Origin of the sequence: Pseudomonas cichorii (assembly GCF_018343775.1) — a bacterium.
GTDB classification, from domain to species: domain Bacteria; phylum Pseudomonadota; class Gammaproteobacteria; order Pseudomonadales; family Pseudomonadaceae; genus Aquipseudomonas; species Aquipseudomonas cichorii.
Window position 1 is genome coordinate 3,880,301 of sequence record NZ_CP074349.1, and the last position, 26,641, is coordinate 3,906,941.

Genomic DNA, 26,641 nt, shown 5'->3' on the forward strand with positions numbered 1-26,641 from the left:
CATGTCATCATTACATTTTAAAGTCATTCAACTATCAGGAATTTACCAAGTTTCGGCTCATCCCAGTTTGGTTGTCAAGATAATTGTACTGCCCAGTTTACTTAATATGATAAGGGTCACATTAACGATACGGACAACAAATCCTTGCCATCCTTCTAAAAAAGACTAAGTTGTACGATGACGGATGAGCGCTGGAGGTACGCTCGCCAGACCGATCGTCCGCCCTACTCTAACTACAAAAAAAGGACCTGTTCATGAAAAAGCTCAAACTGCTTGTGGGTTTTCTGTGTCTCTTTACGGGATTCGTATCTGCCGCGCCCTCCTCCGATGAAAACGATGTGGCGGCTGCCGTGGACAAACTGACCCAGGCCATGTGGCACAAGGATATCGGGCAACTCAAGGCGCTGACCGCAGACAACCTCTCCTACGGCCACTCCAGCGGTAATATCCAGGACAAGCAGGCATTCATTGCCGACATCGAAACCGGGAAAAGTGCTTTCAACGAGCTGAAAATGCTCAATCAGAAAATCATTCTGTCCGGCGATGTCGCCATGGTCCGCAATCACTTCTCGGCTCAGGCGGTGAACAGCGGCAAAGTGGTGCCGACTGAAATCGAGAACTTCCAGATCTGGCAGAAACAGAACGGCCAATGGCTGTTGATTGGCAGGCAAGCATTCCGTTTCTGATTCAGGCCATATGGACGGCTGTGTTCACTGCGAACCGAACATGGCCGTCCAGTAAATCCCCGCATCGCTCTTGGGATCTATGGCATAGGCGGCGCCCAACTCCCGGAAGCCCGGATTCATCAGATTGGCGCAATGGCCGGGGCTGGCAAGCCATCCATCGACCACTTTGCGTGTCGTGTCCTGGCCAGCGGCGATGTTTTCGCCGATCTGCTGGGCGATGTAACCGGCAAGCTCCGCCCGATCTCCCGGCGTACTGCCGTCGCGGCCTTTGTGATCGAAGAAACTGTTATTGGCCATGGACCGTGTATGCCCTTCGGCCGCCGTCGCCAACGTGGCGTTCCAGGTCAGCGGCGTCGTGGCATTGAAAGCCTGGGTGCCACACTGACGTGGCTGATTCCGGGCCGTGTTGATCAGCTCAAGCAGCTTTTGACCTTCAGCCTGCCAGTCTCCCAAACGCGCAGCCAGCAGCGAGCGCGCCAGTACGATGCGCCATTCTCGCCCCTCACGGCTCACGCCGATATCGACGAACTGCGGGTCCAGCACCACCTGGCAAAAACTTTCCTGCACCGCTTTCATTGCAGATTGCGCATCTCGCGGCCCGGACAGGCTGATGGCCTGCACTGTCACCATCGGATAGGACGCCCGCGCCAGCGCCTGCTGCAAATCGCCCGAGCCGGTGGCAGGCAATACCAGACGCGAATCGCTGACCAGTGGAGGCAGCTCCATGGAAACCTGCCCCGCACAGCGCTGAACCTGACTGCGATAGAGATTGATCGATTCTGCCAGTTGCGTTTCTTCGGTGGCCTGGGCTGCAACGGAGAAAAACGACAACACAGCAAGTAGCAAAATGGATGACATGACGCGCATGAAGGAGCCTACCTTGGGGATCGGACCTGCACATGATGCGCGATTTACCTGGCAAATTGCACTCTGCCGGAGGTTGGAGTCACTGGCCGCGACTTCAGTGATGAAGCCGTCGCGGCCAAGGCCCCTCACACATTAATCAGCAGGCCAGTGCTACCAGAGCAGTTCAGGCATCCAGTTGCAGGTTCTTGCGAATCCCCGCATCCAGCACACTCGCCGGTGCGAACCGACGCAAGAACTGTAACTGCCTTGCGGCCTTGCCTGCTGTGTAGCGAAGCCTGGGGCGCTCGGCACTCGCCGCCTGCAACACGACATCGGCCACGATTGAAGGATCGTCGGCGTTCGCCATCGCTTGCTGGACCACCTTCGTGACATGCGCACGGATCGACTCATACTCTTTGAGCTTTGCATCCGGCTCAATGTTATTCGCCTCGAACTGCGTCTTGGTATAAGCAGGCTCGATGACCGAGACTCTGACCCCACGGGTACGCAGTTCGTGATCCAGGGCTTGCGAGTAACCGGCCACTGCATGCTTGCTCGCGCAGTAAAGCGCGACATAAGGCACCGAAACAGCCCCCAGAATCGAGCCGATATTGATAATCCGGCCACTGCCACGCTCAAGCATGTGCGGCACAATTGCACGGGTCATACGCAAGATGCCCAAAAAGTTCGTGTCGAAGAGGGCCTTGGCCTGCTCGATGGAGCTTTCCTGCGCAGCCCCAGGAGCAATCCCGAAGCCTGCATTGTTGACCAACAGATCGATGCGCCCTTCCAGCTTCAGCAACTCGTTGACCGCCGCATCGACGGATGCGTCGTCAGTCACGTCCAGCGCCAGTAACGGAAAACGCCGCTGACCTGCCTGACCACCCCGTCGGCTCGTGCCATAAACCGTGTAGCCCGCCGCCAGGAGTTTATGGGCCGTGGCTTCGCCGATGCCTGAAGAGGCGCCCGTAACGAGCGCCACTGGTTTGTTGGTTCTCATGGAAGCTCCTTCAGTGCTTACAAAACGGTCTGATAACGCTCGGCAGCATGCGCCTGCCGAATGTCCGACAGCAGCGCTTGTCGCGTAGCGTCCAGAGCGTCCCAACGGGCGGCGTCCTGCAATGGCGGAATGGTCACAAGCTCACGCTTATCAAAACCGACCAGAGCGGCATCCACCAACTCGCCAACATCCATCACTTCGGACAGCGTATTGATGTCGATGCCCGCACGCTCCCAGATCTCGGTGCGGGTTGCGGCAGGGAGAACGGCCTGTACATAAATGCCTTTAGGACCGAGTTCCAGATTCAGGCCTTGGGAAAGGAACAACACGAAAGCTTTGGTCGCACCATAAACCGACATGCCGAACTCCGGTGCCAGACCTACCACCGAGCCAATATTGACGATGGCGCCTTCACCCGCCTGCACCAGGCGCGGGGCAATGGCATTGGCGAGCCGGACCAAGGCCGTCGTATTCAATCCAACCATCCGAGTGACATCTTCGGAGGTCTGGTCGAGGAAGCCACCGGACTGGGCTATCCCGGCATTGTTGATGAGGATACCAATTTGGGCGTCATCGCGCAGGCGTGTCTCAACGCTAATCAAATCCTCGGAGCGAGTGAGATCAGCCTGAAGGACGTCGATCTCGACGTTGTGTTCTTTGCGAAGACGCGCTGCCAGGGTTTCCAGTCGCGCCTTGTCGCGGGCAACCAGTACGAGATTGTGGCCACGACTCGCGAAACGCTGGGCGTAGGTAGCGCCGATGCCAGAAGAAGCGCCGGTGATGAGGACTGTCGAAAAGCTGGTCATAAGGTTGCTCTCTTGATGGGATGAAGGCCACGTCAGTCCGTGGCCTTGCCAGCGTTACTGCACTTGAGAATCTGCGAAGGTCGGGTAGTCGATATAGCCAGCTGCGCCGCCGCCATAAATCGTGCCCGGATCGGGCGCAGCCAGAGGCGCCCCGTTGCTCAATCGCTCGACCAGATCCGGATTGGCAATGAACGGACGTCCAAAGGCGAACAAGTCGGCCTGGCCCTGGTTGAGCCGGGAAGTGGCGAGGTCCAGGTCATAGCCGTTATTGGCGATGTAGGTGTTCTTGAAGCGCCGACGCAGGGAATCGAAATCGAACGGCGCCACGTCACGAGGCCCGCCGGTCGCACCCTCGACCACATGCAGATAGGCAATACCCAGGGCATCGAGCTGATCGACGATGTAATCGAACTGAGCCTGCGGATCACTGCTTGAAACCCCATTGGCTGGCGAAACCGGCGAAATACGAATACCGGTGCGTTCAGCGCCGATCTCGGCAACCACAGCCTGGGTCACTTCCAGCAACAGCCGCGCACGATTTTCGATGGAGCCGCCATAGGCATCGGTACGCAGGTTGGAGCCATCCTTGACGAACTGGTCCAGAAGATAACCATTGGCACCGTGAATCTCGACGCCATCGAAACCCGCAGCGATGGCGTTTGCCGCAGCCTGGCGGAAATCATTGACAATGCCCGGCAGCTCATCAAGCTCCAGAGCACGGGGCTCGGATACATCCACAAAGCTGTTGTTGACGAAGGTTTTGGTCTGGGCACGGATCGCAGACGGCGCAACCGGAGCGGCGCCATTGTTCTGCAGATCGACGTGGGAAACACGTCCGACATGCCACAGTTGCAGGAAGATCCGCCCACCCTGGGCGTGCACGGCATCGGTGACCTTGAGCCAGCCGTCGATCTGGGCCTGCGAGTAGATGCCAGGTGTGTCCTGGTAACCCTGCCCCTGCTGCGAGATTTGCGTGGCCTCAGAAATCAGCAGGCCGGCCGACGCCCGTTGGCTGTAGTAAGTCGCGGCAAACTCGCTTGGCACGAACCCGGCACCGGCGCGATTGCGCGTAAGCGGCGCCAGAACGATCCGGTTGGAGAGTGTCAGGGAACCCAGGGTGTAAGGCGCGAACAACGTGTTGTCGGTCATATCGTCTTGTTTCCACATCGATTGGAGGTCGCTGCCGAAGGAGCAGCGTCAGCTTCTGCGGCAGGCTTGACGATAATGATGACGATCATAATCTTAATCGTCAATGGTTTTGATGATGACCAACATCAATGTATAGTGAGCGCCTGAGCGTCAGCACAAAAGGCACGTGGATATGAGAGTCAGCAAAGCGCAGGCACAGGCGAATCGAGCACACATCGTCGAGACGGCGTCAGAACTGTTTCGTGAACGGGGTTATGACGGCGTGGGCGTCGCCGATCTGATGGCGGCTGCCGGTTTTACCCATGGCGGGTTCTACAAACACTTCGGCTCCAAGGCCGACCTGATGGCAGAAGCCGCCGCGAGCAGTTTTGCCAAGAGCGTGACCAATAGCGAAAACCTTAGCGTTGAAGAGTTCTTCACGCATTACCTGTCCCGCCAGCACCGCGATGCGAGGCATGTGGGCTGCACGATGGCAGCGCTCTGCGGGGATGCGGCGCGCCAGACCCCGGAAGTCAGGACCACGTTCGCCGAAGGGATCGAGAACATGCTCGAAAAAGCCGGTTCCGAAGGCTCGGAGACCGGCGATGCAGACCAACAGCGGACCCGGATGGTCAGCATGCTGGCCCATGCGGTAGGCGCAATCGCGTTGTCACGCGCTTGCCCGGATGACTCACCGCTGGCGGATGAGATTATCGATGTGTGCCGGGCGCAGATACTTGCGAATTTCTCGGCGGACATTAAAAGCTAGGCTTGCGAGCCACCCACCAGGATCGGCCCACGCCCGCCACTGCGCAAAGCGCCCTCACCCAAGCGCTCCACTACCAGCGCTGTGGCGTGACGGGTCATCTCGTCCAGATGCCGGTCGCGCTTTTTCTCGGCGTCTACCATGGCCCTCTTACCGTGCTGTTTGAGCAGGTACGCATGAATCTGCCGCACTTCCACTGAGCGATAGATGGGCGCGACGTCCAGAACGGCCAGCAAGCCATCCGTACCGTGGTCGCGAGTATTCATGATGACCTGGGGGCCGCGTGCGCCAATCACCTGAAACCCCAGCGACTCGAAGCACGGCACCTTGCCAGCGACACAGCAGAGTTCCGCGTGAGGATAACGGTCAAGCATTTTCTGCAGCATGGCTCGTGCGGTACCACGGCGGCGATGGCTTTCCCGTACGGCCATATATGCCACGGCACAGGCCTGAGGATCATCTTTGACCGGCAAGTACAGGACAAAGCCGGCCACGATGGAGGGATCCTGTTCATCCAGCGCCCCGATCAGTTCCACCTCAATGCCTTTGGAGCCGTCCATGCCATCCAGATAGAGATGGACCTCGTAGCCGATGCCGTATTGATAAAGGCTGTAGAGCGGGTTACTCGGGGCGATGGCGACCATGCTGATGTCGGTGACGTAATCGACAACCATCTGCAGAATCTGGCTTTTGATGGCTTCGGGAGGTGTGGCTTCAAGCAAGGTGACAATGGACATCAAACGAGGGGCTCCGGGGCTTACTCATGACAATCTGGCAACACCATCATAACGCGCCAGAGCCTGAAGCACGGAAGGAATAAAAATGCCTACCCTGAAGCAAGGCTTTGAAAAAGTTTGATCGCTACCGTTTCAAGGAAGATAACTCGGTATTCCCGACAAAAGCACAGTCATGCCCGAAAGCACACTTGCCCGACATACAGATAGCTACTATCTTAACATCATCGCAAAAAGAGAAACTTCAAGAAACATATTAACAGCGACATACAAATAACATTTCTCATCTACGCTTCATTGTGTCCCCCTTATGTACGTCACCCACATTTATCTCAATCGCCCCGATAAATTTTTACGATTACAGATAAATACTCATCCGCCTAGGATAAGTGCGCTGAATACAAAAATATGAGGGATTCAAAAATGCCGTTTTTAAACTGGTCAGGTCAAATGCTGCGTTTGACTGCTGTCGGCTTAATGGTTATTCCGACCGCTTATGCAGCCGATACATTAACCCGCGACAATGGTGCCCCCGTGGGCGATAACCAGAACTCACAGACTGCCGGCCCTCAAGGGCCTACGCTGTTGCAGGATGTGCAGTTGCTGCAGAAACTCCAGCGTTTCGATCGCGAGCGCATTCCTGAGCGCGTGGTTCACGCCCGTGGTACAGGGGTTCGTGGTGAGTTCACCGCTTCGGCTGACATCAGCGACCTGAGCAAGGCCAAGGTGTTCAAGTCGGGTACAGCGACCCCGGTTTTCGTGCGCTTCTCTTCCGTGGTGCATGGCAACCATTCGCCTGAAACATTGCGCGACCCCCATGGTTTCGCCACCAAGTTTTATACCGCCGATGGTAACTGGGACCTGGTGGGTAATAACTTTCCGACCTTCTTTATTCGCGATGCCATCAAGTTTCCCGACATGGTTCATGCCTTCAAGCCTGACCCTAGAACCAATCTGGGTAACGACTCCCGCCGCTTCGACTTTTTTTCCCACGTCCCGGAAGCGACTCGCACTTTGACATTGCTGTACTCCAATGAAGGGACGCCAGCCGGTTATCGCTTCATGGACGGCAATGGCGTACACGCCTACAAACTGGTGAATGCCAAGGGCGAAGTCCATTACGTGAAGTTCCACTGGAAATCACTGCAAGGCATCAAGAACCTCGATCCGGCACAAGCGGCTCAAGTGCAGTCCAAGGACTTCAGCCACCTGACCAACGATCTGGTCAGCGCGATCAAAAAAGGCGACTTCCCGAAATGGGATCTCTACATTCAGGTGCTCAAACCTGCCGATCTCGCAAAATTCGAGTTCGACCCGCTCGACGCCACCAAGATCTGGCCTGACGTTCCCGAGCGCAAGATCGGTCAGATGGTCCTGAACAAGAACGTCGATAACTTCTTCCAGGAGACCGAGCAGGTCGCCATGGCTCCGGCCAACCTGGTCCCGGGTATCGAACCTTCCGAAGACCGCCTGCTGCAAGGCCGTGTGTTCTCCTATGCCGATACGCAGATGTATCGTCTGGGCGCCAATGGCCTGAGCCTGCCGGTCAACCAGCCGAAAGTCCCGGTCAACAACGGCAACCAGGATGGCGCAATGAACACTGGCCACACCACCAGTGGCGTCAACTACGAGCCAAGCCGTCTGAGCCCGCGTCCGTCCGATACTCAGGCACGCTACAGCCAGTCGCCAGTAAGCGGCACCACCCAACAGGCGAAGATCACCCGCGAGCAGAACTTCAAGCAAGCAGGCGATCTGTATCGCTCCTACAACACCAAGGAGAAGAGCGATCTGGTCCAGAGCTTTGGCGAGTCGCTGGCTGACACCGACACCGAAAGCAAGAACATCGTGCTCTCGTTCCTCTACAAGGCTGATCCAGACTACGGCACTCGGGTAACCGAAGTGGCCAAGGGTGATCTGGCCAAGGTCAAGTCCCTGGCTGCGAACCTCAAAGACTGACAAGTCGATAGCCGGCCCCACAAGGGGCTGGCTGTTTTCAGGAGAACGCCCATGCGAACCTTACTTTTCGGGTTGGTGCTGTTTGCCGCAGTCGCTCAGGCAGAAACACCTTCGGACCAGACAACCAACCAGTTACGCACTCTGTTTTTCGACGCTTCCCGCGAGGGAAACAGCGAGATGATGACAACCTTCATCGACGCTCACTACGACCTGAACATCCAGGACGAGAAAGGCTATACCGGGTTAATTCTGGCGGCCTATCACGGCCACGAACAACTCGTTACCCAATTGATCGATGCCGGTGCGGATCCCTGCACCAAAGACAAACGCGGCAATACCGCCTTGATGGGTGCCATTTTCAAAGGCGAACTGAGTATCGCCAAGCGCCTGGTCGAAGCCCATTGCGCGCCCGACCAACGCAATAACGCAGGCCAGACGGCGTCGATGTATGCCGCGTTGTTCCAGCGCACCGAAATTCTGCAGGCCCTGGCCGCCAAAGGTGCCGACCTGAGCCTTCGCGACAGCATGGGCAATGATGTGAGCAACCTGTCCAGGGGCGAGTTCCAGGCACCGCCCGTGCAGTAAAACCGTGGGAGGGGCCTTGGCCGCGACGGGGCCGGTATATTCCAAGAGATTTATCGCCAGAAATACCGTCGCGCGCAGGAGCGAATTCATTCGCGAGAGGCCGGTACATCCGACAGATAATCTGTCGTTTAATACCGTCTTCGCGAATGAATTCGCTCCTGCCAAGCGGGCTTACGCCACCTTGAAAAACGCCACCTTCCCGGTCAACCGATCAGCCAGCTCCGCCAGCTCTTCACTGGAACTCGCCACTTCCCGTGACCCGGCAGCCGACTCAAGGGTGGAGCTGTGGATGCGGTTGATGTTCTGTGCAACATCATCCGCCACGGCATTCTGCTGAATCGAGGCGCTGGCGATCTGGGCGTTCATGCCATTGATAGCACCGACCTCTTCGCGAATCCGGCTCAATGCCGCTTGGGCATCACGGGTCTGCTCGACGGTCGTGCGGGCCAGTTCGCAGCTCTGTTGCATGATCCGCGTCGCGCCTTGAGTGCCGCCCTGAAGCTTGCTGATCATCTCGCGGATTTCCTGAGTGGACTCCTGAGTACGTGTCGCCAGAGAGCGCACTTCATCGGCCACGACCGCAAAGCCGCGACCATACTCGCCGGCGCGAGCAGCCTCGATGGCCGCGTTGAGCGCCAGCAGATTGGTTTGCGCGGCGATGGAGTTGATCACCTCGATCACGGTTTCGATGTTCTCGCTATCCTTGGAAACCTGATCCACCGTCTGAGTGGCCTGCTCCAGAATGGTCGCCAGTTCCTGAATGGTCGTGGCAGCCTCCCCAACCATGCGGTGGCCACTTTCGACCTGAACGTCGGCAACCTTGGTTGCTTCGGAAGCCTGGGAGGCATAGCCCGACACCTGGCTGACCGAACCCGCCATCTGGTTGATGGCCGTCGCGATATGCTGGGCTTCATTGGTTTGCAGGCTGATCTGGCGATTGTTGTCGGCCGAGGTGGACAACAGTCGCACCGAAGAATCGGTTACATGGGCCGCCGCAGCTCGTACTTCACTGATGGTCTGTGACAGGTTGCCCAGCGTGTTTTTCAGGGTGCCCATGACGCTATTGGGGTAATCCGACTCGATCTTCTGATTCAGATCGCCACCCGCCAGCCGACGAATCACTTCGGCAACCTCTGCAGGCTCAGCGCCCAGCGTGGACCTCACAGAGCGAATGATCGTCATAGACACACCGATGCTGAGCAACACCGCGACCGTGGTCGCAATCACCATCAGCAACATGAAGCCGCCAGCGGCGGCCTGCACCTTATCGAGCAGGCCCTTGATCTGCGCTTCTTCATGATCGATCAGCGCATTGATACGCTTGAGCCATTCGCTGTAATCGGCAGACGTCTGGGCCAGCAACATGGCTTGCGCACCCGCCACGTCGTTGTTGCGACGCAACTCCAGCACCTTGTCCGTCGAGGCCAATGCCTTGCGCTCGATATCCTTGATGTCCTGCAGCAAACGTTTCTCTTCGCTGGAAACGTTCATTTTCTCGTTGAACAGACGATCCATCGGTTCGGCCGAATCGTCATAGTCCTTGCGCAGACGCACGATCTCGCTCAGGTGCCGATTGAGGTCCTGATCGCTATTGACCAGCACGGCATCGCGAATGGAAATGGCGCGATTGTGCACACTGCCACGGAAGTTGATGGCATAGCGCTGGATCAGCGCAGAGTTGTCGCTGACATACTTCAAGGTATCGTCAATAAACCCGACACGCTGAATACCCACAGCGGTCACCAGCACCAACAAGGACAACACAGACGCAAAGCCTAATCCGATGCGCTTGGCCAATGAAACGGGTTTACTCATGACGCACCCCAGCGAGAGTGAAAGTTGGCAAATCGGATAGCCAATGGCTATCAACGAACGCAATCTACTCCCACCCAGGCTATGGGCACAATTGAATCTGGAGTTATTACTCCATAAATATTCTTAATGCCGGAAAAGGCCCGGCTACACGAAGGATCGCCGGGTTACTCAGTCTTCCAGATTGAGCATTTCATGGATGCGGCTGGCAAAGGCTTCCATGGTGAATGGCTTGGTCAACACCCACATGCCCGGCTCCAGATGGCCGTTGCCGATAATCGCGTTTTCCGCATAACCGGTGATGAACATCACCTTCAGATCAGGCCGGATGATGCGTGCCGCGTCGGCCAGTTGCCGGCCATTCATGCCACCGGGCAAGCCGACATCGGTCACCAGCAAGTCAACACGCATATCGGTGCTCAGCAGTTCCAGGGCCGTCGCCCCTTCTCCGGCTTCGACCGATCTATAGCCATGATCTTCGATCACTTCACTGACCAGCATGCGAATGGTGGGCTCGTCATCAACGATCATGATCGTCTGGGTAGACTCGGCGCGGATGTTTTCTGCAGGCTCCAGCTCCGGATCACACAACTCCTGCGGCGCGCCCAGGTAATGCCGGGGCAGATAGAGGCACATCGTCGTGCCCTGATCCTTTTCCGAATAGATACGCACCTGGCCACCGGACTGCCGCACGAAGCCATAGACCATCGACAGCCCGAGCCCCGTGCCCTGCCCCAGCGGCTTGGTGGTGAAAAACGGATCGAAAGCGCGATTGATCACTTCCGGTGTCATGCCCGTACCGGTGTCGGTGACACACAAGGAAAGATATTGCCCCGCAGGCATATCCCGCGCCACACAAGCGCGCTCATCGATCCACTTATTGGCGGTTTCAATGGTGATGCGACCGCCTGCGGGCATCGCATCGCGGGCATTGATACACAGGTTCAACAGGGCATTTTCCAACTGAGGCGCGTCAATAAAAGTCGACCACAGCCCGACCGCCGTCACCACTTCCACCGTAATATGCGGCCCCACGGAACGACGAATCAGCTCTTCCATACCAATCACCAGTCGATTGATATCAACCGGCTTGGGATCAAGGGTCTGACGTCGTGAAAAGGCCAGCAGACGATGAGTCAGCGACGCCGCACGCTTGGAAGCATCACGGGCAGCGGCAACATAACGATCGATCTCGTTATAGCGCCCCTGGCTCAGGCGCGCCTTGAGCAGTTCCAGCGAACCGGTAATGCCCGTCAGCAGATTGTTGAAATCGTGGGCGATGCCACCCGTAAGCTGACCGACAGCCTCCATCTTCTGCGACTGACGCAAGGCTTCTTCGGCCTGGCTCAAACGAGCCTGTTCATGAAGGCGATCACTGACGTCATAGGCAAACAGATAGGCGCCGATCTGTTGCCCATCGACATTGCGAAGCGTGCTGTAGCGGATCTCATAGTGACGAGTGTCATCTGCCGAATCACCAAAACTGGCGACCTCGACAAACTCTTCTCCCGCCAGAGCCCTCTCCCAAAAGGCACGGATGACCGCCTGACTGTCAGGCCTGTGCTTGAGCAACTCAAGCATGTTGTCACCGATCTTGGGCGTGACACCGAACAGACGCTGAAACTCTCGCTCGGCAGAAGCGTTGATCGCCAGCCAGCGGTACTCGGGATCGATGACATGAATGAACGCATTGGTCCCGTTGACCACATCCGAGAGCACCTTACGCTCGGTAACCGCCTCGATGATGCGCGCTTCCAGCGTCTCGTTCAGTTGCCGCAAGGCCTCTTCGGCACGCTTGCGCTCGGTAATGTCCTGGAACAGCACCGCCACCTGGTTGCGACTGGCCGGCTCGATACGAAAGGCCGTCAGCGCCAGATAACGCCCGGTCGCCACCAGCTCCCGCTCAAAGCGGATCGGCTCACCGGTGCGCAGCACCTTGCCATAGAACTCGACCCAGCCATCGGCCTCTTCGGGAACCATTTCACGAAGCTTCTGCCCGACGACATTGGGAATACCGGCATGAAAGGCATAGGCCGGGTTGGCCTCGATATGGATGTAGTCACTCAACGGCCCGTGCGGGCCATCGAAAAACTCAATGATGCAGAAACCTTCATCCATGGCATTGAACAGGAAACGGTAGCGCTCCTGAGAAGACGCCAACTCCAGCTCGGCTTTCTGCCTGTTGGTGCACAGCTGATCTTTAAGGCTCAGGTTTTCCTGTTCAAGCGCCTTCAACTGACTTTTCAGGCTTTCAATATCGGTCGGAGTCAATGCTGCTGTACCTGGAGGTATTGATTACGCTGTTTCACATTCCGCAGAAATGCATGCACACGCTACGAGAAAAAACGGCTACTGCCAAAAATTAGTGGCGCTTTGAAATCATTAGAGCACTGAGATCTCAGCAAATTCCATCGCAACTCCACGAAAATAGCGCTGAGCAATAAAAAAATATCCAAACAGGTGTACGAAAGACTTAAAAAGCCTCCTGACAAGGGAATTTCTGATGCCTGCGCAACCACTCATCCACCAGATCCCCCATGGTCTTCGCAGTGCCATCGACAATCCAGGCCATGAATGATCGGTCGAACTTGAAATCCGGGCCACAGTGCTCGGTCATGAAGCGGCGAACGTTCTGGGTGTTTTTGTAGGTGGCGGTGACGGGGGTGGATTGGGTGATGGGGTCGGAGTGCCAGTTGAAGGGCATGGGGTGAGCCTGTATGGATGATAGGGCGTTGTGTTTGATGGTAATGAGTGAAAGCACAACATTGAGACATAATCGTCGCGGTATTCCATGAACACAACAAGTTCAAGCGAGACTCAAAATTGAGCACAAAAACCGAAGAGCTGATCAGTGTTCTGGACGAACTCGTTGCCGTACTTGAAAGCGACGGTGAAGAACACTGGAGCCAATGGATGAGCGATGCCCGCGCACGGTTGGCCGACTCTGATTCATCAGGAATAACGAAACTGCGCTCGGCCTACGGCGGCATGGGCTCATTCAATGATCTCATGTTGGGGCAGAGTTACCGCGATGGCGTGTTGTGCTGGAAGCCGGGGTATGGGGAGTTGAATCAGAGGTTTTACAGGTTGCGGGATGATGTTGCTCGGCTTGTGAGTGAGGTTGATGGGGTGTAGGGCATGGGTTTTGTATCGCAAAGCTGTTTTTACAAAGCTGGCTGTGGGTCGAGCCTGTTGAAAACAGTCGACCTCTGTTTTTATCCGCAAACAGTACGTGCCTGAGATTGAAATCTTGAATTGTCGCGGAGCGATCATCGGGCTCAGCTCTCACGTAGCAGCGTGCTAAAGAGGTCTTTTCACCGACCAGCCCTTGAGCCGTTTGAGAAAACAGCCTTTTTCAACAGAATTTGCCCATTGCTGTCGGTCGCACAATACCGCCATGCTGATGCTTGATAGTCGCTTTTCTGAGAGACTGAAATCCGCCCATGCCGAAAAGAGAGAGTCGCGCCACACCCTCCTCTTTCGCCACCTCCAATTTGAACCAGACCGCGGAAGAAGACTCTGTGGCCGTTGGGAGTTTCGTTTGCTTACTGTTCCCAAGGATCCAATCGGTGATGACCGCTTATCTCATGTGCTCAATGCCAGTGAGCGGCTGGCCAGTGCTGCATCGGTGGACGAGGTCGTCGCCGTTTTGAGGGATACCGTGCGCGCCACGGTAGGCGCTGAGGGCGTTGCGGTAGTCATCGAAAATGAAGGCCGCTGTTCTTATGTGGCTGAAGATGCGGTCTCTCCCCTTTGGCAAGGCCAGAACTTCCTGATCGACCACTGTATTTCAGGCTGGGCGATGCGCCACCGCAAGACGGTTGCGATCCGTGACGTCCGGCTCGACCCGCGCATCCCGCAGGACGCTTACGCGCCGACCTTTGTACGCAGCCTCGTGATGGTGCCCATCGGTAGACCTGTTCCGATCTCGGTGCTTGGCGCTTACTGGTCAGAGGTTCGGGATCACGACCCTGAGACGATCAAACGACTGGAAAGTCTGGCGCGACTGGCAACGATCGCTATTGAGAATGCGCGCCTGACCCAAGCTCGCAATCGTGGGGCAGCACTTGGGGCTGCACAGAACCGTATCCTGGAGCTGGCTGTACAAGAAACAGCCCTGAACGTCACGCTGGATGCGATCGTCCGCGAGGTGGAAGCGCTCTCCATGTCAGGTTTCCTGGGAAGCATCTTGCTCCTGAATGAGGACGGGAATCACCTGGAGCATTGCGCGGGGCCAAGCCTGCCCTACGCTTACAATGAGGCAGTCAAAAGCATTGCCGTCGAGCCGAGCGCTGTAACGGCAGTGGCTGACATCACGAACGCCCCAAGCTGGGCTGACTTCCGGGATCTGGCCGTCGGGCAAGGTCTGCACGTCTGCTGGTCAATCCCGATCCGTTCGGCGCAAGCCACCCTGCTCGGCGCTTTCGTTCTTTACCACCATGAGCTGCGCGAGCCGTTGCCAGCGGATATGGAAATCATCGACTTCGTGGCTCATACGGTCGGGCTGATCGTGCATCGTACACGAGCGGATTCCGCGATCCGTATCAGCGAGTCGAGATTGCGCCTTGCCGTTGACCACGCCGATGTGGGTTTCTGGGACGTGGATTTCGTTAATAACACGCTGGTTTGGCCGTCACAGACTAAAGCGATGTTCGGCATCTCGGCTGATGTGACAGTCACGCTGCAAGACTTCTATGAAGGTTTGCATCCCGAGGATCGTGAGGCGACGATCACAGCCTTCATGGCGGCCGCTGACCCAGAGCGTCGCGCGCTCTACGAAGTCGACTACCGCACGATTGGACGGGAAGACGGCATCGTCCGCTGGGTTGCGGCCAAGGGCCGGGGCGTGTTCGATAAGGCCGGTCTCTGTTTGCGCATGACCGGCACCGCAATCGAAATCACCGCCCGCAAGGCGGCCGAAGAGAAGTTGAGGGAGCTCAATGACACCCTTGAAGGGCGAATTGCTCAGGCCATCACCGAACGGGAAGAAGTCCAGAAGGCGCTGCGCCAGAGCCAGAAGATGGAGGCGATGGGACAGCTTACCGGCGGCGTCGCCCATGACTTCAATAACCTGCTCACCCCGATCGTTGGCACGCTTGACCTGCTCCAGCGACGAGGCGTGGGTGGTGAACGAGAGCAACGGCTCATCTCAGGCGCGATGCAATCGGCGGAACGTGCAAAGACGTTAGTGCAGAGACTGCTTGCCTTCGCTCGCCGTCAACCGCTTCAAACGGTTCCGGTCGATGTGGCCAGATTGGTGAGCGATATGGGCGATCTGGTGGCCAGCACGACAGGGCCGCAAATCAAGGTGGTCGTCGATGCTCCACAGAATCTGCCCGCTGCCATCGCCGATCAGAACCAGCTCGAGATGGCCCTTCTCAATCTCTCCGTAAACGCACGTGACGCAATGCTTCAGGGAGGAACGATGCGCATATCTGCCAGCACGTCGCTGGTCGGCAATGGGCACCGTTCAAAGCTTCCGCCAGGTGAGTACCTGTGCCTGTCTGTCGTGGACACTGGCATTGGCATGGACGCCGCAACCCTCGCCCGCGCGGTGGAGCCATTCTTTTCCACCAAGGGTGTCGGCAAAGGGACTGGTCTTGGCCTTTCAATGGTGCATGGGCTGGCATCACAGCTGAACGGAGCACTCACGATTCAGAGTTCGCCCGGTTTCGGGACGAACGTCGAGCTGTGGTTGCCGCGCAGTACGACCGAGTCAACAGTGGCTTTGCGCATTGTCGAGGCGTCGGAGCCGCGATTGACACACGGGATCGCGCTGTTGGTCGATGATGAAGAACTGGTACGCGCCAGCACCTCGTACATGCTGGCCGAGTTGGGCTACAGCGTGATCGAGGCCGCGTCAGGCGAAGAGGCCATGCAGTTGATGGCCCACGGGGAGCCATTTGATCTGCTCGTCACGGACCATCTCATGCCGGGCATCAGTGGGACCGATCTGGCCAGAGTGGTTCAGCGCTCCAGACCTGAGACCGCGATCCTGCTCGTCTCCGGCTATGCGGAACGTGAGGGCCTTGATCCAGACCTGCCGCGGCTCACCAAACCGTTTCGCAAGAGCGAGCTCGCAGCAAGCCTTTCCCCACTCCGCGGCGAGTTCCCGAACGAGGATCCTGAAGCCAAGGTCGTGGCGCCCTGATCGGCGTCAGGGTATGGATGAATCACTTTGTGGGAGATCGCTTGCTGGCGACTTCATGTACAGGCGCAGGATATCTGCCGGTTTTTAGGCCTTTTCGCCAGCAAGCTGCCTCCCACACGTTTTGTTTGTGCCTTAACTGATCGGCATTAAAGCGTAGCCCGCCCCCCAATCGCCAGAAACAAAAAAGCCCGGCGAACCGGGCTTTCTAAAGCTGGGTACTGATTATTTAGCAGTCTTCAGCTTGATAACATCACCGGATACGGTGGTGGTGTAGCCGTTCAGGACCCAGGCCCAGAACCACTTTTCCTGTACTTGAGTATTGATCAGCGCATCGCCACCTTTCGCCTGGATGGCAGAGTTTTGAGCGCGAACAAAACGATCGTTCTGACGAATAGGGATCAGACCGAAAAGCATCAGGCCCGTAGCGCTTGCTTCACTGTGGCCAACGACGGTGTACTGGTTGCTATCGTATTGCTGAGTCTTCATTGCGGTGCCGGTGCAACCCGCTAGAACCAGACCACATACTGCAGAAGCGATGATTTTACTGACGAACTTCACGATGTTTCCCCATGATATAAAACCCGAATCCAATTATCGGGCGGCGACACTTTACCCGAAGAGTTCAAACGTTTGACACTTTTTACACCTATGTTCCCTGAGCACACGCCGTTCTCGTATGGGTATATATCGGCCCCCTGAGCAAAGTTGAGGATTCATATCCAGGCGGGATTCAATCGGTAAGCAATAACACCTGAGCAGATCTGACTCAAAACTCCAGTTGCGCCGAAAAAGCAATCGTCCGCGGATCCCCCAGATAGCTGGTATTGAGCCAATACTTCTTGTCCGTCAGGTTGCTCACGTTCGCTCGCAGGGTCAGGCTGTTGTCGCCCAGCGGCAGGCGGTAGCGGGCTCCGGCGTCGAATGTGGTGAAGGCTGGCAAGGTGTAGTTGTTGGCCTCGTCGGCGTATTGCTTGCCGGTGTAGAACGCGCCGCCGGTCACGGCAAAGCCTGGTGCGGAGGCGATGTCGTATTCGGCATAGACCTTGGCCAGTTGTTTGGCCACGTTGATGGGTGAGTTGCCGTCGTTTGCCGAATTTGAGCTCTTTTTCACCTCGGGATCAAGCAGGGTAAGGCCGCTGACGAGCGTCAGTTGCGGGGTGACTTTGCCCGTAACGCTGAATTCCAGGCCATTGTTCTCCTGCAGGCCGTCAGCGACGTAAAGACGAGCCGTGTTGCGGAAAGCATTAGGCTTTTCAATGTTGAACAGCGCCAGCGTCACCAGCGTGTCGCCGAGACTGGCCTTGGCTCCGATTTCGTATTGTTCGCTGATCTGCGGCGCCAGAGCGGTCCCGGCGTTGATTGCGTTGGCGGGTGCGACGCTGCCACTTTGCAAACCTTCTATATAGGTGGCATAGGTGGTCAGCCAGGGCACTGGCTTGTAAATCAGCGACACGCTGGGTGAGGTCAGGCTTTTGTCATATTCGGTCTTGCGCGGCGTGCTGGTCGTAGTGGCGAAATTGTTGGTGTAGGCAATGATCTGGGTGTGGGTTGCACCGAGGATGGTCGACCACTGTTCGTTGAATGTGATGATGTCGCCGATCAACAGGTTGTGGGTGTCGCTGGTACTGGAGAGGTGCCGGGCACCATGACCAATGGAATAACCCGGCTTGCTCACCTGCGGCTGCTGGCTGAGCGATACGGCGGGGCCGGTCACTGAGGTTTGTTGCTGACTCGGGGTATGGTCGGTGTACATCAGGGTGCGCGCGGTATTGCCCTGATAGCCCAGCGTCAACTTGTGATCCAGCGGGCCCGTTGCGAACTGCGAGTCTAGAAACAGATAGCCTGAGTACTCGCGGGTTTCCAGAGGGGCAAAAGCATACAGCGGTTGTGTGTACATGCCTGGCGCATCGATCTGCGGGCCGGTGTAGGTGTATTCCTGGGTGTATTGCTGTGCGGCAAAAGCTGCACGCAGGCTGAACGTGTCGTTCAAGCGCCATTTGGCCCGCACGCCTGCCTTGTCGGTCTGATTGTCGGAGAAAGCCCATTTCTGGCTGTACAGCTTGTCGGTATCCAGTGATGACGCGCTTGGGCGATACGCTTCGTTGGCGAAGAACCAATAGCTGGTCAGGCCGCGGGTCTGGCTTTCCTTGTGAGAGGCGTCGAACTGGATCTGCAGGTCGTCGCTGACGTTCCAGTCCAGTGCCAGGCTGACCATCTGCCGACGACGCTTCTGCAGATCGAGGGCGGTTTCGCCATCCTGAGTCAGGACATTGAGTCGGTACGCGAACTTGCCTTCACTATCGATCGGGCCACCGAAGTCGCCGTGCAGGTAGTAGTTTTCGCCACCCGCATTGCCGAGTGTGACACTGTTGTAGCGCTCATAGGTCGGCCGTTTGAGCACGTAGTTGGCCAACCCGCCGGGAGACGCCGGGCCATACAGGAAACCGGTGAGGCCGGTGACCACTTCCAGTTGTTCGGTGTCTTCGATGAAGTTACCGCCATCGGCAAGGGTGCTGAAACGCAGACCGTCGTTGGCGATGTTCAGGCTGGAAGAGCCACCGAAACCCCGAATGGTGATAGCACTGGCGTAGCCGGCGGTTTTAGGGGAGTAAAGCTGGGCAAAGGGGTTGCGTTTGAACACATCGTCGGTCGAGGTGGCCTGCAGGTTCTTGAGCAGCGCCTGGGAGGTCACGCTCATGGAGTAAGGCGTGTCCTGTAGTTTCATGCCGCCCAGAGCGCCGACATTACTGATGTTTTCGCTCACATAGCCTGCGGCTTCAGAGCCTTCGGCCGTGGTGCGGGCGTTGATATCGACATTGGGCATCGTCAGCGTGCCGACCTCGGTACTGACTTTAACCAACCCATACACCCGATCACCCAGTTGCACAGCCCCAAGCCCGGAACCCGCCAGCAGTTTGGCGAGACCTTGCTCAGCGCTGTAATCCCCCTCCAATCCCGGTGAGCTCAACCCCTGAGCCAGCTCCGGGGCGAATTGCACAGTGATTCTCGCCTGCGAACTGAAACCGGCCAGCGCCTGGGACAGACTCGCTGCCTGGACGCTGTAATGCCGGATCGCTCCGTCTGCCTGGGCACGCAGCGGCTGAGCGGCCAAAGCAAAGGTCAGCAATGACAATGCGAGCGTGTTGCGTGTGGCCGCGCGCAGGGTACGAGAATGGGTCATGGAGCAAAATGTCCTTTGGTGATTACAGATTCACTACTAAGGACGGGCACCGTGAAAAAACGGGCCAAAAAAAGATCATGCCTTGCTCACCGTCACCCAATAACGGGTTCGATAACTCACTGTCACCGGGAGAGTGGTCGGCAGCGCGGCGAGAATGGCATCGCTGTTGTCGAGCTGGAAGCCACCGCTGATACGCAAAGCCGATGCACTTTCATCACAATGCAGTCGGCCTGGGCGATAGCGGGTCAGCTCCTGGAGGAAATCGCGCAGCGGCAAGTTATCAGCCACCAGTTCGCCTTGTGTCCAGCGTGTAGCCAGTTCGCTGGCAGGGCGTAACGGGCCGAAGGCCGCAGCGCTGAAAGACACTTGCTCTCCCGCCTCCACAACCTGTGGCGCTGTCTGCGCAGGCGTAGCCCGAACCCGGCCTTGCAGCACCGCCAGCTGTGTGGTGCCACTGAGCTGGCGCACACTGAAGCGCGTCCCCAAAGGCTCCATAAGCCCTTGTTCACTGGCCACACGCAAAGGACGTGTATCGACGCCGGTGCTGATCAATATCTCCCCGCGAACCAAGCGGATCAACCGCTGCCCGGCATCGAATTGCACGTCGATGGCGCTGTCGGTGTTGAGGTCGACCACACTTCCATCAGCGAGTGTCAGTTGCTGCCGTTCGCCTGTGCGGGTGCGGTAGTCAGCCATCCAGCCCTGCTCGGTGCCAAAGCGATACCCAAGGTAGCCAGCGGGCGCAATGGCGGCCAACACCAGCAGCGTCTTCAAGACCTGGCGCCGTTCGCGGTTGAGAGTCCCCATGGCAATGGAGGGCGGCAGACCACCCAGTTGCTGTTGCACATGCTGTACCCGCTGCCAAGCACGCTCATGCTCGGGGTCGGCCGCACGCCACCGAGCACAGGCCTGCTGTTGCGCGGGGCTCAGAGACTGCTCATGCATCAGCACAAGCCAATGGGCGGCCTGGCGTGCGACGTCACGACTGATCGGGGCCTGCGCGGACATTAAAGCGTCACGTCGCTCAGGATGCAGGCTTCAAAGGCAGTGGCCATATGACGTTTGACGGTACGCTCACCAATGCCCAACTGTCGGGCGATCTGCACATAGGTCAGGCCATCGAGCTGTGCCAATAGAAACACCGCACGTACGACAGGTTTAAGGCGGTCAAGCAAGGCGTCGAGCTGGAACAGCGTTTCGCGCATCTGCCATTGATCTTCCGGCGACAGGGAAAAGGCTTCGGGCATCGTGGCGAGCATGTCGAGATAGGCCCGCTCCAGCGACTGCCGACGGAAATAGTCGCAAACCAGCCGCTGGCCCACCGTCGCCAGATAGGCCCGCGGACGGTCCAGGGTCAGGGTTTCGCCGGTTCTACGCTGCGAAGTGAGAATACGGAGGAAGGTGTCATGTGCCAGGTCCGCCGCCTGGCTGTTGCAACCCAGGCGACGATAAAGCCAGCCCGTCAGCCAGCTATTGTGCTCTGCATAGAGAAGCCCTATACGATCCTCGCCCACGACTTGCCTCCCGAAAGAAGCGGCGATAATAATTGATAATGATTCTCATATCAATGCGGATTCACAGTGCGGACTCCAGCCTGGGATCACTCTGGAAACTGGACCTTTGCCCAACATTGCTCAATCCAGTCGCACTGAGGGACGTGCCTTGTCTGACAGGTAGCGAGGGCTGGCACAAAACACATTCGGCATGACACCAATGCGCCGGGCAACCATTATTACCATCACGAGCAATAGCGTGGGCGGCCAGCCTGTCTCAATGAGCGTTGAGGATAAGTCTTGTCACCCGCGGTCTTCGGAAGCAGGTTGCCAAATCGAGTAGACGACTGGTCGGTTTCTATCTACAATCCCCACCCTATGAAAAAGCAAGCCCAAGACATGCGACAGCACATCATCGATGTAGCCAAGTCGCTGATGACGAACAAAGGTTACACCGCCGTCGGCCTCGCAGAGGTGCTGAACGCTGCCGGCGTGCCCAAAGGCTCGTTCTATTACTACTTCAAATCGAAGGAAGAGTTCGGTCAGGCGCTGCTCGAAGAGTATTTTGCCGACTATCTGTCTCGGGTAGATTCACGCATGGCGAACCCCGGCAGTGGTGCTGAACGGTTGGTTGCGTACTTTGATTACTGGATCGAAACCCAAGGTACGGATCTGCCGGAGGGCAAATGCCTGGTCGTGAAACTGGGGGCTGAGGTCTGCGATTTGTCTGAAGACATGCGCCATGTCCTTGAAAAAGGTACAGCGAAGATCATTCAGCGGATCACGGCCTGCACCGAACGAGGGATTGCGGACGGCAGTATCAACACGGATGAGAAGCCCGAAGTCTTTGCCGAATCCCTTTATCAGCTTTGGCTGGGTGCTTCGCTCCTGGCGAAGGTCAACAAATCTTCAGCGCCCTTCGACACAGCCATGAACCTGACAAAACGTCTGCTCCAGTGACGCTGGTTTTTTTGCCTACCAACTAGACGACCGGTCGAATACATACAGGTAACCATCATGAATGACCACAGCCTCCACACCGATCTGTTCTCCCCTACACGCATGGGTTCCATTGAGCTCGCCAACCGGATTGTGATGGCGCCCGTCACCCGCAGTCGTTATGAAGAAGATGGCGTCCCGAATGAAATGCACGCCACTTATTACGCACAGCGCGCCACGGCAGGCCTGATTGTGGCCGAAGCGACCAATATCTCCGCGCAGGGCCGAGGCTATGCAGCGACTCCCGGCATCTGGAGTGAGGAACAGGTTGCAGGCTGGCGCAAAGTCACCGATGCCGTACATGCGGCAGGTGGAAAAATCGTCAGTCAGCTCTGGCACGTAGGACGGTTCTCCACTGTCGACCTGCAACCGGACCGCCAGGCTCCCGTAGCACCATCAGCCATCAAGGCAGAGGGAAACACCTACACGACTGAGGGCTTCGTACCTGTCTCCATGCCTCGCGCTCTGGAAACCGACGAAATTCCGGGAATCATCGAGCAGTACACACGGGCTGCCGAGAACGCCAAACGTGCTGGCTTCGATGGCGTTGAAGTGCACTCAGCCAACAGTTACTTGCTGGATCAGTTTCTGCGGGACTCCACCAATCAACGCACCGACTCATACGGCGGTTCGATAGAGAACCGCGCCCGCCTGCCTCTGGAAGTAACCCGGGCCATTGTCGATATCTGGGGCAGTGATCGTGTAGGCATCCGCCTTTCACCCGTCACGCCCGATGCCGGCAACACCAAACCGGACAGCAACGTGATGGGGCTGCACGGTTATCTGATCCGGCAGTTGAACACCTTCAATCTGGCCTATTTGCACTTCGTCGAAGGTGCTACCGCAACCTCGCGTGAAGTCCCGGAAGGTGTCGATATGGACGCATTGAGCGCTCTGTTCGATGGGCCTTTCATTGGCAATAACAACTATGACTTCAAGATGGCCGTCGAGCGCAGGGCACAGGACAAGATCGACGCTGTAGCGTTCGGGCGCCTGTTCATTGCCAACCCTGATCTGGTCAAGCGGCTGCGTTATGGCGCCGCTCTGAGCATTGCCCCTCGCGAGTCCTATTACGGCGGTGGTGCAAAAGGCTACATCGATTGGCCGCCAGGCAACTTCTGACACCAGCCCGACTTATCCCACCCGTTTACCCAACATCACTTCAGGAGAAGTACTTCATGAGCAAAAATATCAAGACCGTTCCGACTCAGGACTACAATGCCGTCATTGCCACGGCCAGCAAATATGTCGAAGGCTTGCGAGTCGGCAGCGTCGATGCCATCGCTGAAGCCTTCCACGCCGACGCCGTGATGTACGGCTTCACCAATGGAGAATTGCTGGGTGGCCCGATAGAAAATCTATACACATTCGTCGAAAAGAATGGCACGGCCCCCGACATCGTTACGCGCCTCGATGTACTGGCCATAACACCGACCACTGCCGTCGTCCGGATTGATATGGAAAAAGACGCCATCGGTGCCGATTACAACGACTACCTGACCCTGATCAAGATCGACAGCGACTGGAAAGTCATTGCCAAGGTTTATCATCAGTTTGAAAGTTAATCAGGAAGGAGGGCTTATTGACTCTGGTCATCGGCCCTACTCTTTCAACGATTAAACGGCATCTATCAGGTATTCGGCATTAGAGTGGGGGGCAACCCGATGCAGGCAGAAGAAGCATTCAAACCAGCCCCCCCACCCACTGCCAAGGCGCCATCTTCGTCACCATGATCAGTACGATAACGAACATCCCCGCAAAACCCAGCACGCCCATCCAGAACCACTTCCGGTAAATCGACCGATACTCCGCCCCCAATTCTGCACCCGAGTTGACTGCGGCCAGAGCCATCGCCTGCAATTGATTTTGCAGGATCAGCACCGGCAGCCAGAGTGAGCCGACACACAGGAAAATCACCAGCGAGGTCAGTACCCATTCCGTGGTCAGGGGCAGGCCCATGATGCGGGTCAGCAGGTAACCGGTGATGATCTGCACAAAACCCGCCGGGGTGGTAATCCAGGTGTCAAAGCGCACCACCATTCTGGCGACATGTGCGATGACGTGCGGGTTGGCAGTGCGGCTTGCGGCGATCAGGTAAAGGTAAGACCCCATGCCGAAACCAAACAGGAAAATCGCCGCGATGATGTGGGTGTATTTCAGGAGAAGATAAGTCATCGGTCAGCGCTACGTGTCGGAAAACTGTACTGACAGATGGATATTCAACGGCTCGTTGATCGCTGCCAGGTACTCGTCAACGGTAATCTCTCCCACGCAGGCCCGGGCACCGGGTTCAGGCTTGTAACCGCGATTGACCTTTTCCATCAGGGCGACGGCTGCACAACTGGGAATTTCCGGCCCTTTGTCATTGGAAGCCGTCAATTGCACCGTCATCAGCAACGGCCTGGCGTCATGGTCGCCGCCGTGAACATCAATGAACATCGCACTTTTTCCGTCACCAAAACGCTCAAACCACGTCCCCCAGCGATGCAGCCTCGCAGCCCACACAGGAACAGAACGGATCAACCCCGCCTTCACTGCCAGAGCCAGCAAATAGTTGGCGACACCTCCGAGTTTCAAGCCCGACCCGGCCTTGAAGCTCAGGTTCCTGGCGCCATAGCGCCCGGCAAAAATATCCATATCGGGGACATCGACATTGGCCAGGAGCCGGGTGCCCATCATCGGCATCTTGCGCAAGGTCAGTCCCTGCCAGCCCGGCACCGCATGCACCTGCCCTTCCTTGAGCTGGCTGATCGGCTTGCCGGCGTACGCCAGCACACCTTCTATGGTCGACAGGCCCGGCATTTTCGCTGACGAAGAAATGCCATGGTTGATGGTGTCGATGCGGGTAAAGCGATGGCGGTGTTGATCGATGATGGCCGAAGACAGCGAAGGCACGGAACTGCAACCGCTGAAGATCGCCACGCCCGCCGCTCTGGCGCGTGCATCGAGCGCTGAAATGCCGTTGACGAAGTGGCGGCAGTCGGACAAGTCGCAGTAATTGACGCCAGCCTCGATGCAGGACTCGGCAATGGCATAGGATTGCCCCTGAAACGGGCCAGCCGTATGAATCACCCAATCGATCCCCATTTGCACCAGGACCGGTTGTAGCTCTGCGCTCATGGCGTTGCCACACCAACCTTGCACGGCCTTGCCAGACTGCCGCCCAAGCGCCTCGACCTTTCGGGAAAGTTTTTGCGCATCACGCCCTGTAATGACCAGTTCGATATCGGGTACAGCAGCGAGATGCCGACAAATGATACTGCCGAAATTTCCATAGCCACCAACCACCATCACCCTGAGCGTCATGCGCAACTTCCCGATATCCGTTGATTCATGCGGCGGCAGCTTCGCTGATATCCCGCAGGCGTTCAAGTTGAGAGGCTCGCAGCACGGTTCCTGATGCCATTTCTCGGGGGCAGTCGGGTCATGCATCACGTGTGGGAAGCCGCTTGCTGGCGACAGGGCCGCTGAGTTTTATGGAAAACTCGGATCGACGTATAGCCAAAGGCTTACACGAGCCGGAGACAATTCGCTCTTTCTGCCCTTCGAGAAGGCTCGTAAGATTGGATCCAACAACTGGTGAACAAGGAGTTCGCCAGGATCAAGGATGATCGACCATGGCCCGGAGGGCTGCCGACAGGGAGTTGGAATGGTCTTTGGAAAAACCCGCTTCGGCGGGTTTTTATTTGCCTGCAGAAAAGTGAGCCTGACGGCTCAGCGCCTCATCTCCCTCACTGCAAACCTGCAGGGGCCGCCTCTTGAGCGGATTCAGCAGCCATTTTCAATCGGTCAGCCTTGCAGATGTATTTAGGCTTGCTCTTGGGTGCCAGTTTGGCACTGGCCTTCTTGGCGTGAGCCTTTAATAGCTGCTGGATCTTTTTACGACGATTCATGTTTTCTACTCAGCGTGTGAACGCCTGAATGATATCAGCTTGAGATATCGGACCAGAGCCCTGAAGAGCCGGTTGATCAGCGGTCATGGAAAATTTCACAGCCGACGTATAGCCAAAGGCTTACACGAACCGAGGACAATTCGCTCTTTTTGCCCTTCAAGAAGGCTCGTAAGATTGGATCCAACAACTGGTGAACAAGGAGTTCGCCAGGATCAAGGACGATCGACCATGGCCCGGAGGGCTGCCGGCAGGGAGTTGGAATGGTCTTTGGAAAACCCGCTTCGGCGGGTTTTTATTTGCCTGTAGAAAAGTGAAAGCCGGTTTTCAGCAAGCGGTCACCTCGCCTCTCCCGAAACAAGGTTCAGTGAGCACACAGCCGATTTCGGAGTGAGCCTCACTTCATACAAAGCCTGCAAATCCTTTTAAAGCCCAATGATGCCGATGCCGGGATTATACAATCCCGTGCATAACGCCTTGCAGCCTCTTGCGATGCGGCAGAAGACGCTCCCGAATAGAATGAGCCGACTCCAAGCCAATACGAAAACTTCAAGTTACAGACTTGGCTGATAGCGCAAGAAAACCAACGCGCCCTGCTTTCGGCAATG

General features: G+C 57.0%; 24 protein-coding genes and 1 pseudogene. 9 read left to right on the forward strand and 16 right to left on the reverse strand.

The window, feature by feature from the left end:
- Positions 1-254: 254 nt before the first annotated feature.
- Positions 255-686, forward strand: coding sequence for a nuclear transport factor 2 family protein (locus tag KGD89_RS16105; protein ID WP_038399928.1), 432 nt, complete (start codon positions 255-257; stop codon positions 684-686).
- A 24-nt stretch (positions 687-710) separates the two neighbouring features.
- Here the strand turns inward: KGD89_RS16105 and KGD89_RS16110 are convergent, their stop codons facing one another.
- The 4 genes from KGD89_RS16110 to KGD89_RS16125 all read right to left on the reverse strand — a co-directional run bounded on the left by KGD89_RS16110 (position 711) and on the right by KGD89_RS16125 (position 4,487).
- On the reverse strand, positions 711-1,553 hold the full coding sequence (locus tag KGD89_RS16110) for a CAP domain-containing protein (protein WP_025260799.1): 843 nt from the start codon (positions 1,551-1,553) through the stop codon (positions 711-713).
- A gap of 163 nt (positions 1,554-1,716) precedes the next feature.
- The gene (locus tag KGD89_RS16115; protein ID WP_025260800.1) at positions 1,717-2,532 is read right to left on the reverse strand and encodes an oxidoreductase; all 816 of its coding nucleotides are present in this window, start codon (positions 2,530-2,532) and stop codon (positions 1,717-1,719) included.
- Between the two features lie 17 nt (positions 2,533-2,549).
- Entirely contained in the window at positions 2,550-3,338 is a 789-nt protein-coding gene (locus KGD89_RS16120) for an SDR family NAD(P)-dependent oxidoreductase (protein WP_025260801.1), read from the reverse strand.
- Positions 3,339-3,392: 54 nt separating this feature from the next.
- A complete protein-coding gene (locus tag KGD89_RS16125; RefSeq protein WP_025260802.1) occupies positions 3,393-4,487 on the reverse strand; it encodes an alkene reductase in 1,095 nt (364 codons plus the stop codon).
- A 172-nt stretch (positions 4,488-4,659) separates the two neighbouring features.
- On the opposite strand from KGD89_RS16125, the gene KGD89_RS16130 reads away from it, so the two are divergent.
- Entirely contained in the window at positions 4,660-5,235 is a 576-nt protein-coding gene (locus KGD89_RS16130) for a TetR/AcrR family transcriptional regulator (RefSeq protein ID WP_025260803.1), read from the forward strand.
- On the opposite strand, the gene KGD89_RS16135 is transcribed toward KGD89_RS16130, so the two are convergent.
- A complete protein-coding gene (locus KGD89_RS16135; protein WP_025260804.1) occupies positions 5,232-5,969 on the reverse strand; it encodes a GNAT family N-acetyltransferase in 738 nt (245 codons plus the stop codon). The two genes, KGD89_RS16130 and KGD89_RS16135, sit on opposite strands and share 4 nt — an antisense overlap.
- 447 nt (positions 5,970-6,416) lie before the next feature.
- Between KGD89_RS16135 and katB the strand changes: the two genes are divergently transcribed.
- Both katB and KGD89_RS16145 read left to right on the forward strand, forming a co-directional pair.
- Positions 6,417-7,922: a catalase KatB gene (gene katB, locus KGD89_RS16140; protein ID WP_025260805.1), complete on the forward strand. Its 1,506-nt coding sequence runs from the start codon at positions 6,417-6,419 to the stop codon at positions 7,920-7,922.
- Between the two features lie 51 nt (positions 7,923-7,973).
- Complete coding sequence (locus KGD89_RS16145; protein WP_025260806.1) at positions 7,974-8,507, forward strand: ankyrin repeat domain-containing protein; 534 nt, start codon at positions 7,974-7,976, stop codon at positions 8,505-8,507.
- 171 nt (positions 8,508-8,678) lie between these two features.
- Here KGD89_RS16145 and KGD89_RS16150 read toward each other — a convergent pair whose 3' ends face one another.
- The 4 genes and pseudogenes from KGD89_RS16150 to KGD89_RS16160 form a co-directional block, all read right to left on the reverse strand.
- On the reverse strand, positions 8,679-9,872 hold the full coding sequence (locus KGD89_RS16150; RefSeq protein WP_404940695.1) for a methyl-accepting chemotaxis protein: 1,194 nt from the start codon (positions 9,870-9,872) through the stop codon (positions 8,679-8,681).
- Positions 9,852-10,322 (reverse strand): annotated as a pseudogene (locus tag KGD89_RS26460) (MCP four helix bundle domain-containing protein); the annotation flags it as partial. The gene KGD89_RS16150 and the pseudogene KGD89_RS26460, both read right to left, overlap by 21 nt.
- 168 nt (positions 10,323-10,490) lie before the next feature.
- A complete protein-coding gene (locus tag KGD89_RS16155) occupies positions 10,491-12,590 on the reverse strand; it encodes a hybrid sensor histidine kinase/response regulator (RefSeq protein WP_025260808.1) in 2,100 nt (699 codons plus the stop codon).
- A 202-nt stretch (positions 12,591-12,792) separates the two neighbouring features.
- Positions 12,793-13,023: a DUF6434 domain-containing protein gene (locus KGD89_RS16160; protein ID WP_025260809.1), complete on the reverse strand. Its 231-nt coding sequence runs from the start codon at positions 13,021-13,023 to the stop codon at positions 12,793-12,795.
- A gap of 119 nt (positions 13,024-13,142) precedes the next feature.
- Between KGD89_RS16160 and KGD89_RS16165 the strand changes: the two genes are divergently transcribed.
- A complete protein-coding gene (locus KGD89_RS16165; protein ID WP_025260810.1) occupies positions 13,143-13,454 on the forward strand; it encodes a DUF6966 domain-containing protein in 312 nt (103 codons plus the stop codon).
- 193 nt (positions 13,455-13,647) lie between these two features.
- Complete coding sequence (locus tag KGD89_RS16170; RefSeq protein ID WP_236250090.1) at positions 13,648-16,470, forward strand: GAF domain-containing hybrid sensor histidine kinase/response regulator; 2,823 nt, start codon at positions 13,648-13,650, stop codon at positions 16,468-16,470.
- Between the two features lie 222 nt (positions 16,471-16,692).
- Here KGD89_RS16170 and KGD89_RS16175 read toward each other — a convergent pair whose 3' ends face one another.
- The 4 genes from KGD89_RS16175 to KGD89_RS16190 form a co-directional block, all read right to left on the reverse strand.
- Entirely contained in the window at positions 16,693-17,028 is a 336-nt protein-coding gene (locus tag KGD89_RS16175) for a hypothetical protein (RefSeq protein WP_025260812.1), read from the reverse strand.
- A 208-nt stretch (positions 17,029-17,236) separates the two neighbouring features.
- Complete coding sequence (locus KGD89_RS16180) at positions 17,237-19,651, reverse strand: TonB-dependent receptor (RefSeq protein WP_025260813.1); 2,415 nt, start codon at positions 19,649-19,651, stop codon at positions 17,237-17,239.
- Between the two features lie 75 nt (positions 19,652-19,726).
- Positions 19,727-20,659 (reverse strand): FecR domain-containing protein, encoded by a 933-nt coding sequence (locus tag KGD89_RS16185; RefSeq protein WP_025260814.1) that lies wholly within the window; start codon positions 20,657-20,659, stop codon positions 19,727-19,729.
- Entirely contained in the window at positions 20,659-21,165 is a 507-nt protein-coding gene (locus KGD89_RS16190) for a sigma-70 family RNA polymerase sigma factor (protein WP_025260815.1), read from the reverse strand. Before KGD89_RS16190 ends, KGD89_RS16185 begins: the two co-directional genes overlap by 1 nt.
- A gap of 357 nt (positions 21,166-21,522) precedes the next feature.
- Between KGD89_RS16190 and KGD89_RS16195 the strand changes: the two genes are divergently transcribed.
- The 3 genes from KGD89_RS16195 to KGD89_RS16205 are packed head-to-tail and all read left to right on the forward strand — an operon-like array spanning position 21,523 to position 23,708.
- Positions 21,523-22,104, forward strand: coding sequence for a TetR/AcrR family transcriptional regulator (locus KGD89_RS16195; RefSeq protein WP_025260816.1), 582 nt, complete (start codon positions 21,523-21,525; stop codon positions 22,102-22,104).
- Between the two features lie 57 nt (positions 22,105-22,161).
- On the forward strand, positions 22,162-23,265 hold the full coding sequence (locus KGD89_RS16200; RefSeq protein WP_025260817.1) for an alkene reductase: 1,104 nt from the start codon (positions 22,162-22,164) through the stop codon (positions 23,263-23,265).
- A gap of 56 nt (positions 23,266-23,321) precedes the next feature.
- Positions 23,322-23,708 (forward strand): nuclear transport factor 2 family protein, encoded by a 387-nt coding sequence (locus KGD89_RS16205; RefSeq protein WP_025260818.1) that lies wholly within the window; start codon positions 23,322-23,324, stop codon positions 23,706-23,708.
- Between the two features lie 118 nt (positions 23,709-23,826).
- Here KGD89_RS16205 and KGD89_RS16210 read toward each other — a convergent pair whose 3' ends face one another.
- The 3 genes from KGD89_RS16210 to KGD89_RS16220 all read right to left on the reverse strand — a co-directional run bounded on the left by KGD89_RS16210 (position 23,827) and on the right by KGD89_RS16220 (position 26,036).
- Positions 23,827-24,318, reverse strand: coding sequence for a DUF2269 family protein (locus tag KGD89_RS16210; RefSeq protein WP_025260819.1), 492 nt, complete (start codon positions 24,316-24,318; stop codon positions 23,827-23,829).
- Positions 24,319-24,327: 9 nt separating this feature from the next.
- Positions 24,328-25,449 carry a saccharopine dehydrogenase family protein gene (locus KGD89_RS16215; protein WP_025260820.1) on the reverse strand — a complete coding sequence of 374 codons (1,122 nt, stop codon included), beginning with the start codon at positions 25,447-25,449 and terminating at the stop codon, positions 24,328-24,330.
- A gap of 425 nt (positions 25,450-25,874) precedes the next feature.
- Entirely contained in the window at positions 25,875-26,036 is a 162-nt protein-coding gene (locus KGD89_RS16220) for a DUF2986 domain-containing protein (protein WP_074568978.1), read from the reverse strand.
- Between the last annotated feature and the right edge of the window lie 605 nt (positions 26,037-26,641).

Bases quoted from the DNA above. Each gene is read 5' to 3' on its own strand.
- KGD89_RS16105 (WP_038399928.1), top strand. From the start codon at position 255: ATGAAAAAGCTCAAACTGCTTGTGGGTTTTCTGTGTCTCTTTACGGGA.
- KGD89_RS16110 (WP_025260799.1), bottom strand. From the start codon at position 1,553: ATGCGCGTCATGTCATCCATTTTGCTACTTGCTGTGTTGTCGTTTTTC.
- KGD89_RS16115 (WP_025260800.1), bottom strand. From the start codon at position 2,532: ATGAGAACCAACAAACCAGTGGCGCTCGTTACGGGCGCCTCTTCAGGC.
- KGD89_RS16120 (WP_025260801.1), bottom strand. From the start codon at position 3,338: ATGACCAGCTTTTCGACAGTCCTCATCACCGGCGCTTCTTCTGGCATC.
- KGD89_RS16125 (WP_025260802.1), bottom strand. From the start codon at position 4,487: ATGACCGACAACACGTTGTTCGCGCCTTACACCCTGGGTTCCCTGACA.
- KGD89_RS16130 (WP_025260803.1), top strand. From the start codon at position 4,660: ATGAGAGTCAGCAAAGCGCAGGCACAGGCGAATCGAGCACACATCGTC.
- KGD89_RS16135 (WP_025260804.1), bottom strand. From the start codon at position 5,969: ATGTCCATTGTCACCTTGCTTGAAGCCACACCTCCCGAAGCCATCAAA.
- katB (WP_025260805.1), top strand. From the start codon at position 6,417: ATGCTGCGTTTGACTGCTGTCGGCTTAATGGTTATTCCGACCGCTTAT.
- KGD89_RS16145 (WP_025260806.1), top strand. From the start codon at position 7,974: ATGCGAACCTTACTTTTCGGGTTGGTGCTGTTTGCCGCAGTCGCTCAG.
- KGD89_RS16150 (WP_404940695.1), bottom strand. From the start codon at position 9,872: ATGTTGCTGGCCCAGACGTCTGCCGATTACAGCGAATGGCTCAAGCGT.
- KGD89_RS16160 (WP_025260809.1), bottom strand. From the start codon at position 13,023: ATGCCCTTCAACTGGCACTCCGACCCCATCACCCAATCCACCCCCGTC.
- KGD89_RS16180 (WP_025260813.1), bottom strand. From the start codon at position 19,651: ATGACCCATTCTCGTACCCTGCGCGCGGCCACACGCAACACGCTCGCA.
- KGD89_RS16185 (WP_025260814.1), bottom strand. From the start codon at position 20,659: ATGTCCGCGCAGGCCCCGATCAGTCGTGACGTCGCACGCCAGGCCGCC.
- KGD89_RS16195 (WP_025260816.1), top strand. From the start codon at position 21,523: ATGAAAAAGCAAGCCCAAGACATGCGACAGCACATCATCGATGTAGCC.
- KGD89_RS16200 (WP_025260817.1), top strand. From the start codon at position 22,162: ATGAATGACCACAGCCTCCACACCGATCTGTTCTCCCCTACACGCATG.
- KGD89_RS16205 (WP_025260818.1), top strand. From the start codon at position 23,322: ATGAGCAAAAATATCAAGACCGTTCCGACTCAGGACTACAATGCCGTC.
- KGD89_RS16210 (WP_025260819.1), bottom strand. From the start codon at position 24,318: ATGACTTATCTTCTCCTGAAATACACCCACATCATCGCGGCGATTTTC.
- KGD89_RS16215 (WP_025260820.1), bottom strand. From the start codon at position 25,449: ATGACGCTCAGGGTGATGGTGGTTGGTGGCTATGGAAATTTCGGCAGT.
- KGD89_RS16220 (WP_074568978.1), bottom strand. From the start codon at position 26,036: ATGAATCGTCGTAAAAAGATCCAGCAGCTATTAAAGGCTCACGCCAAG.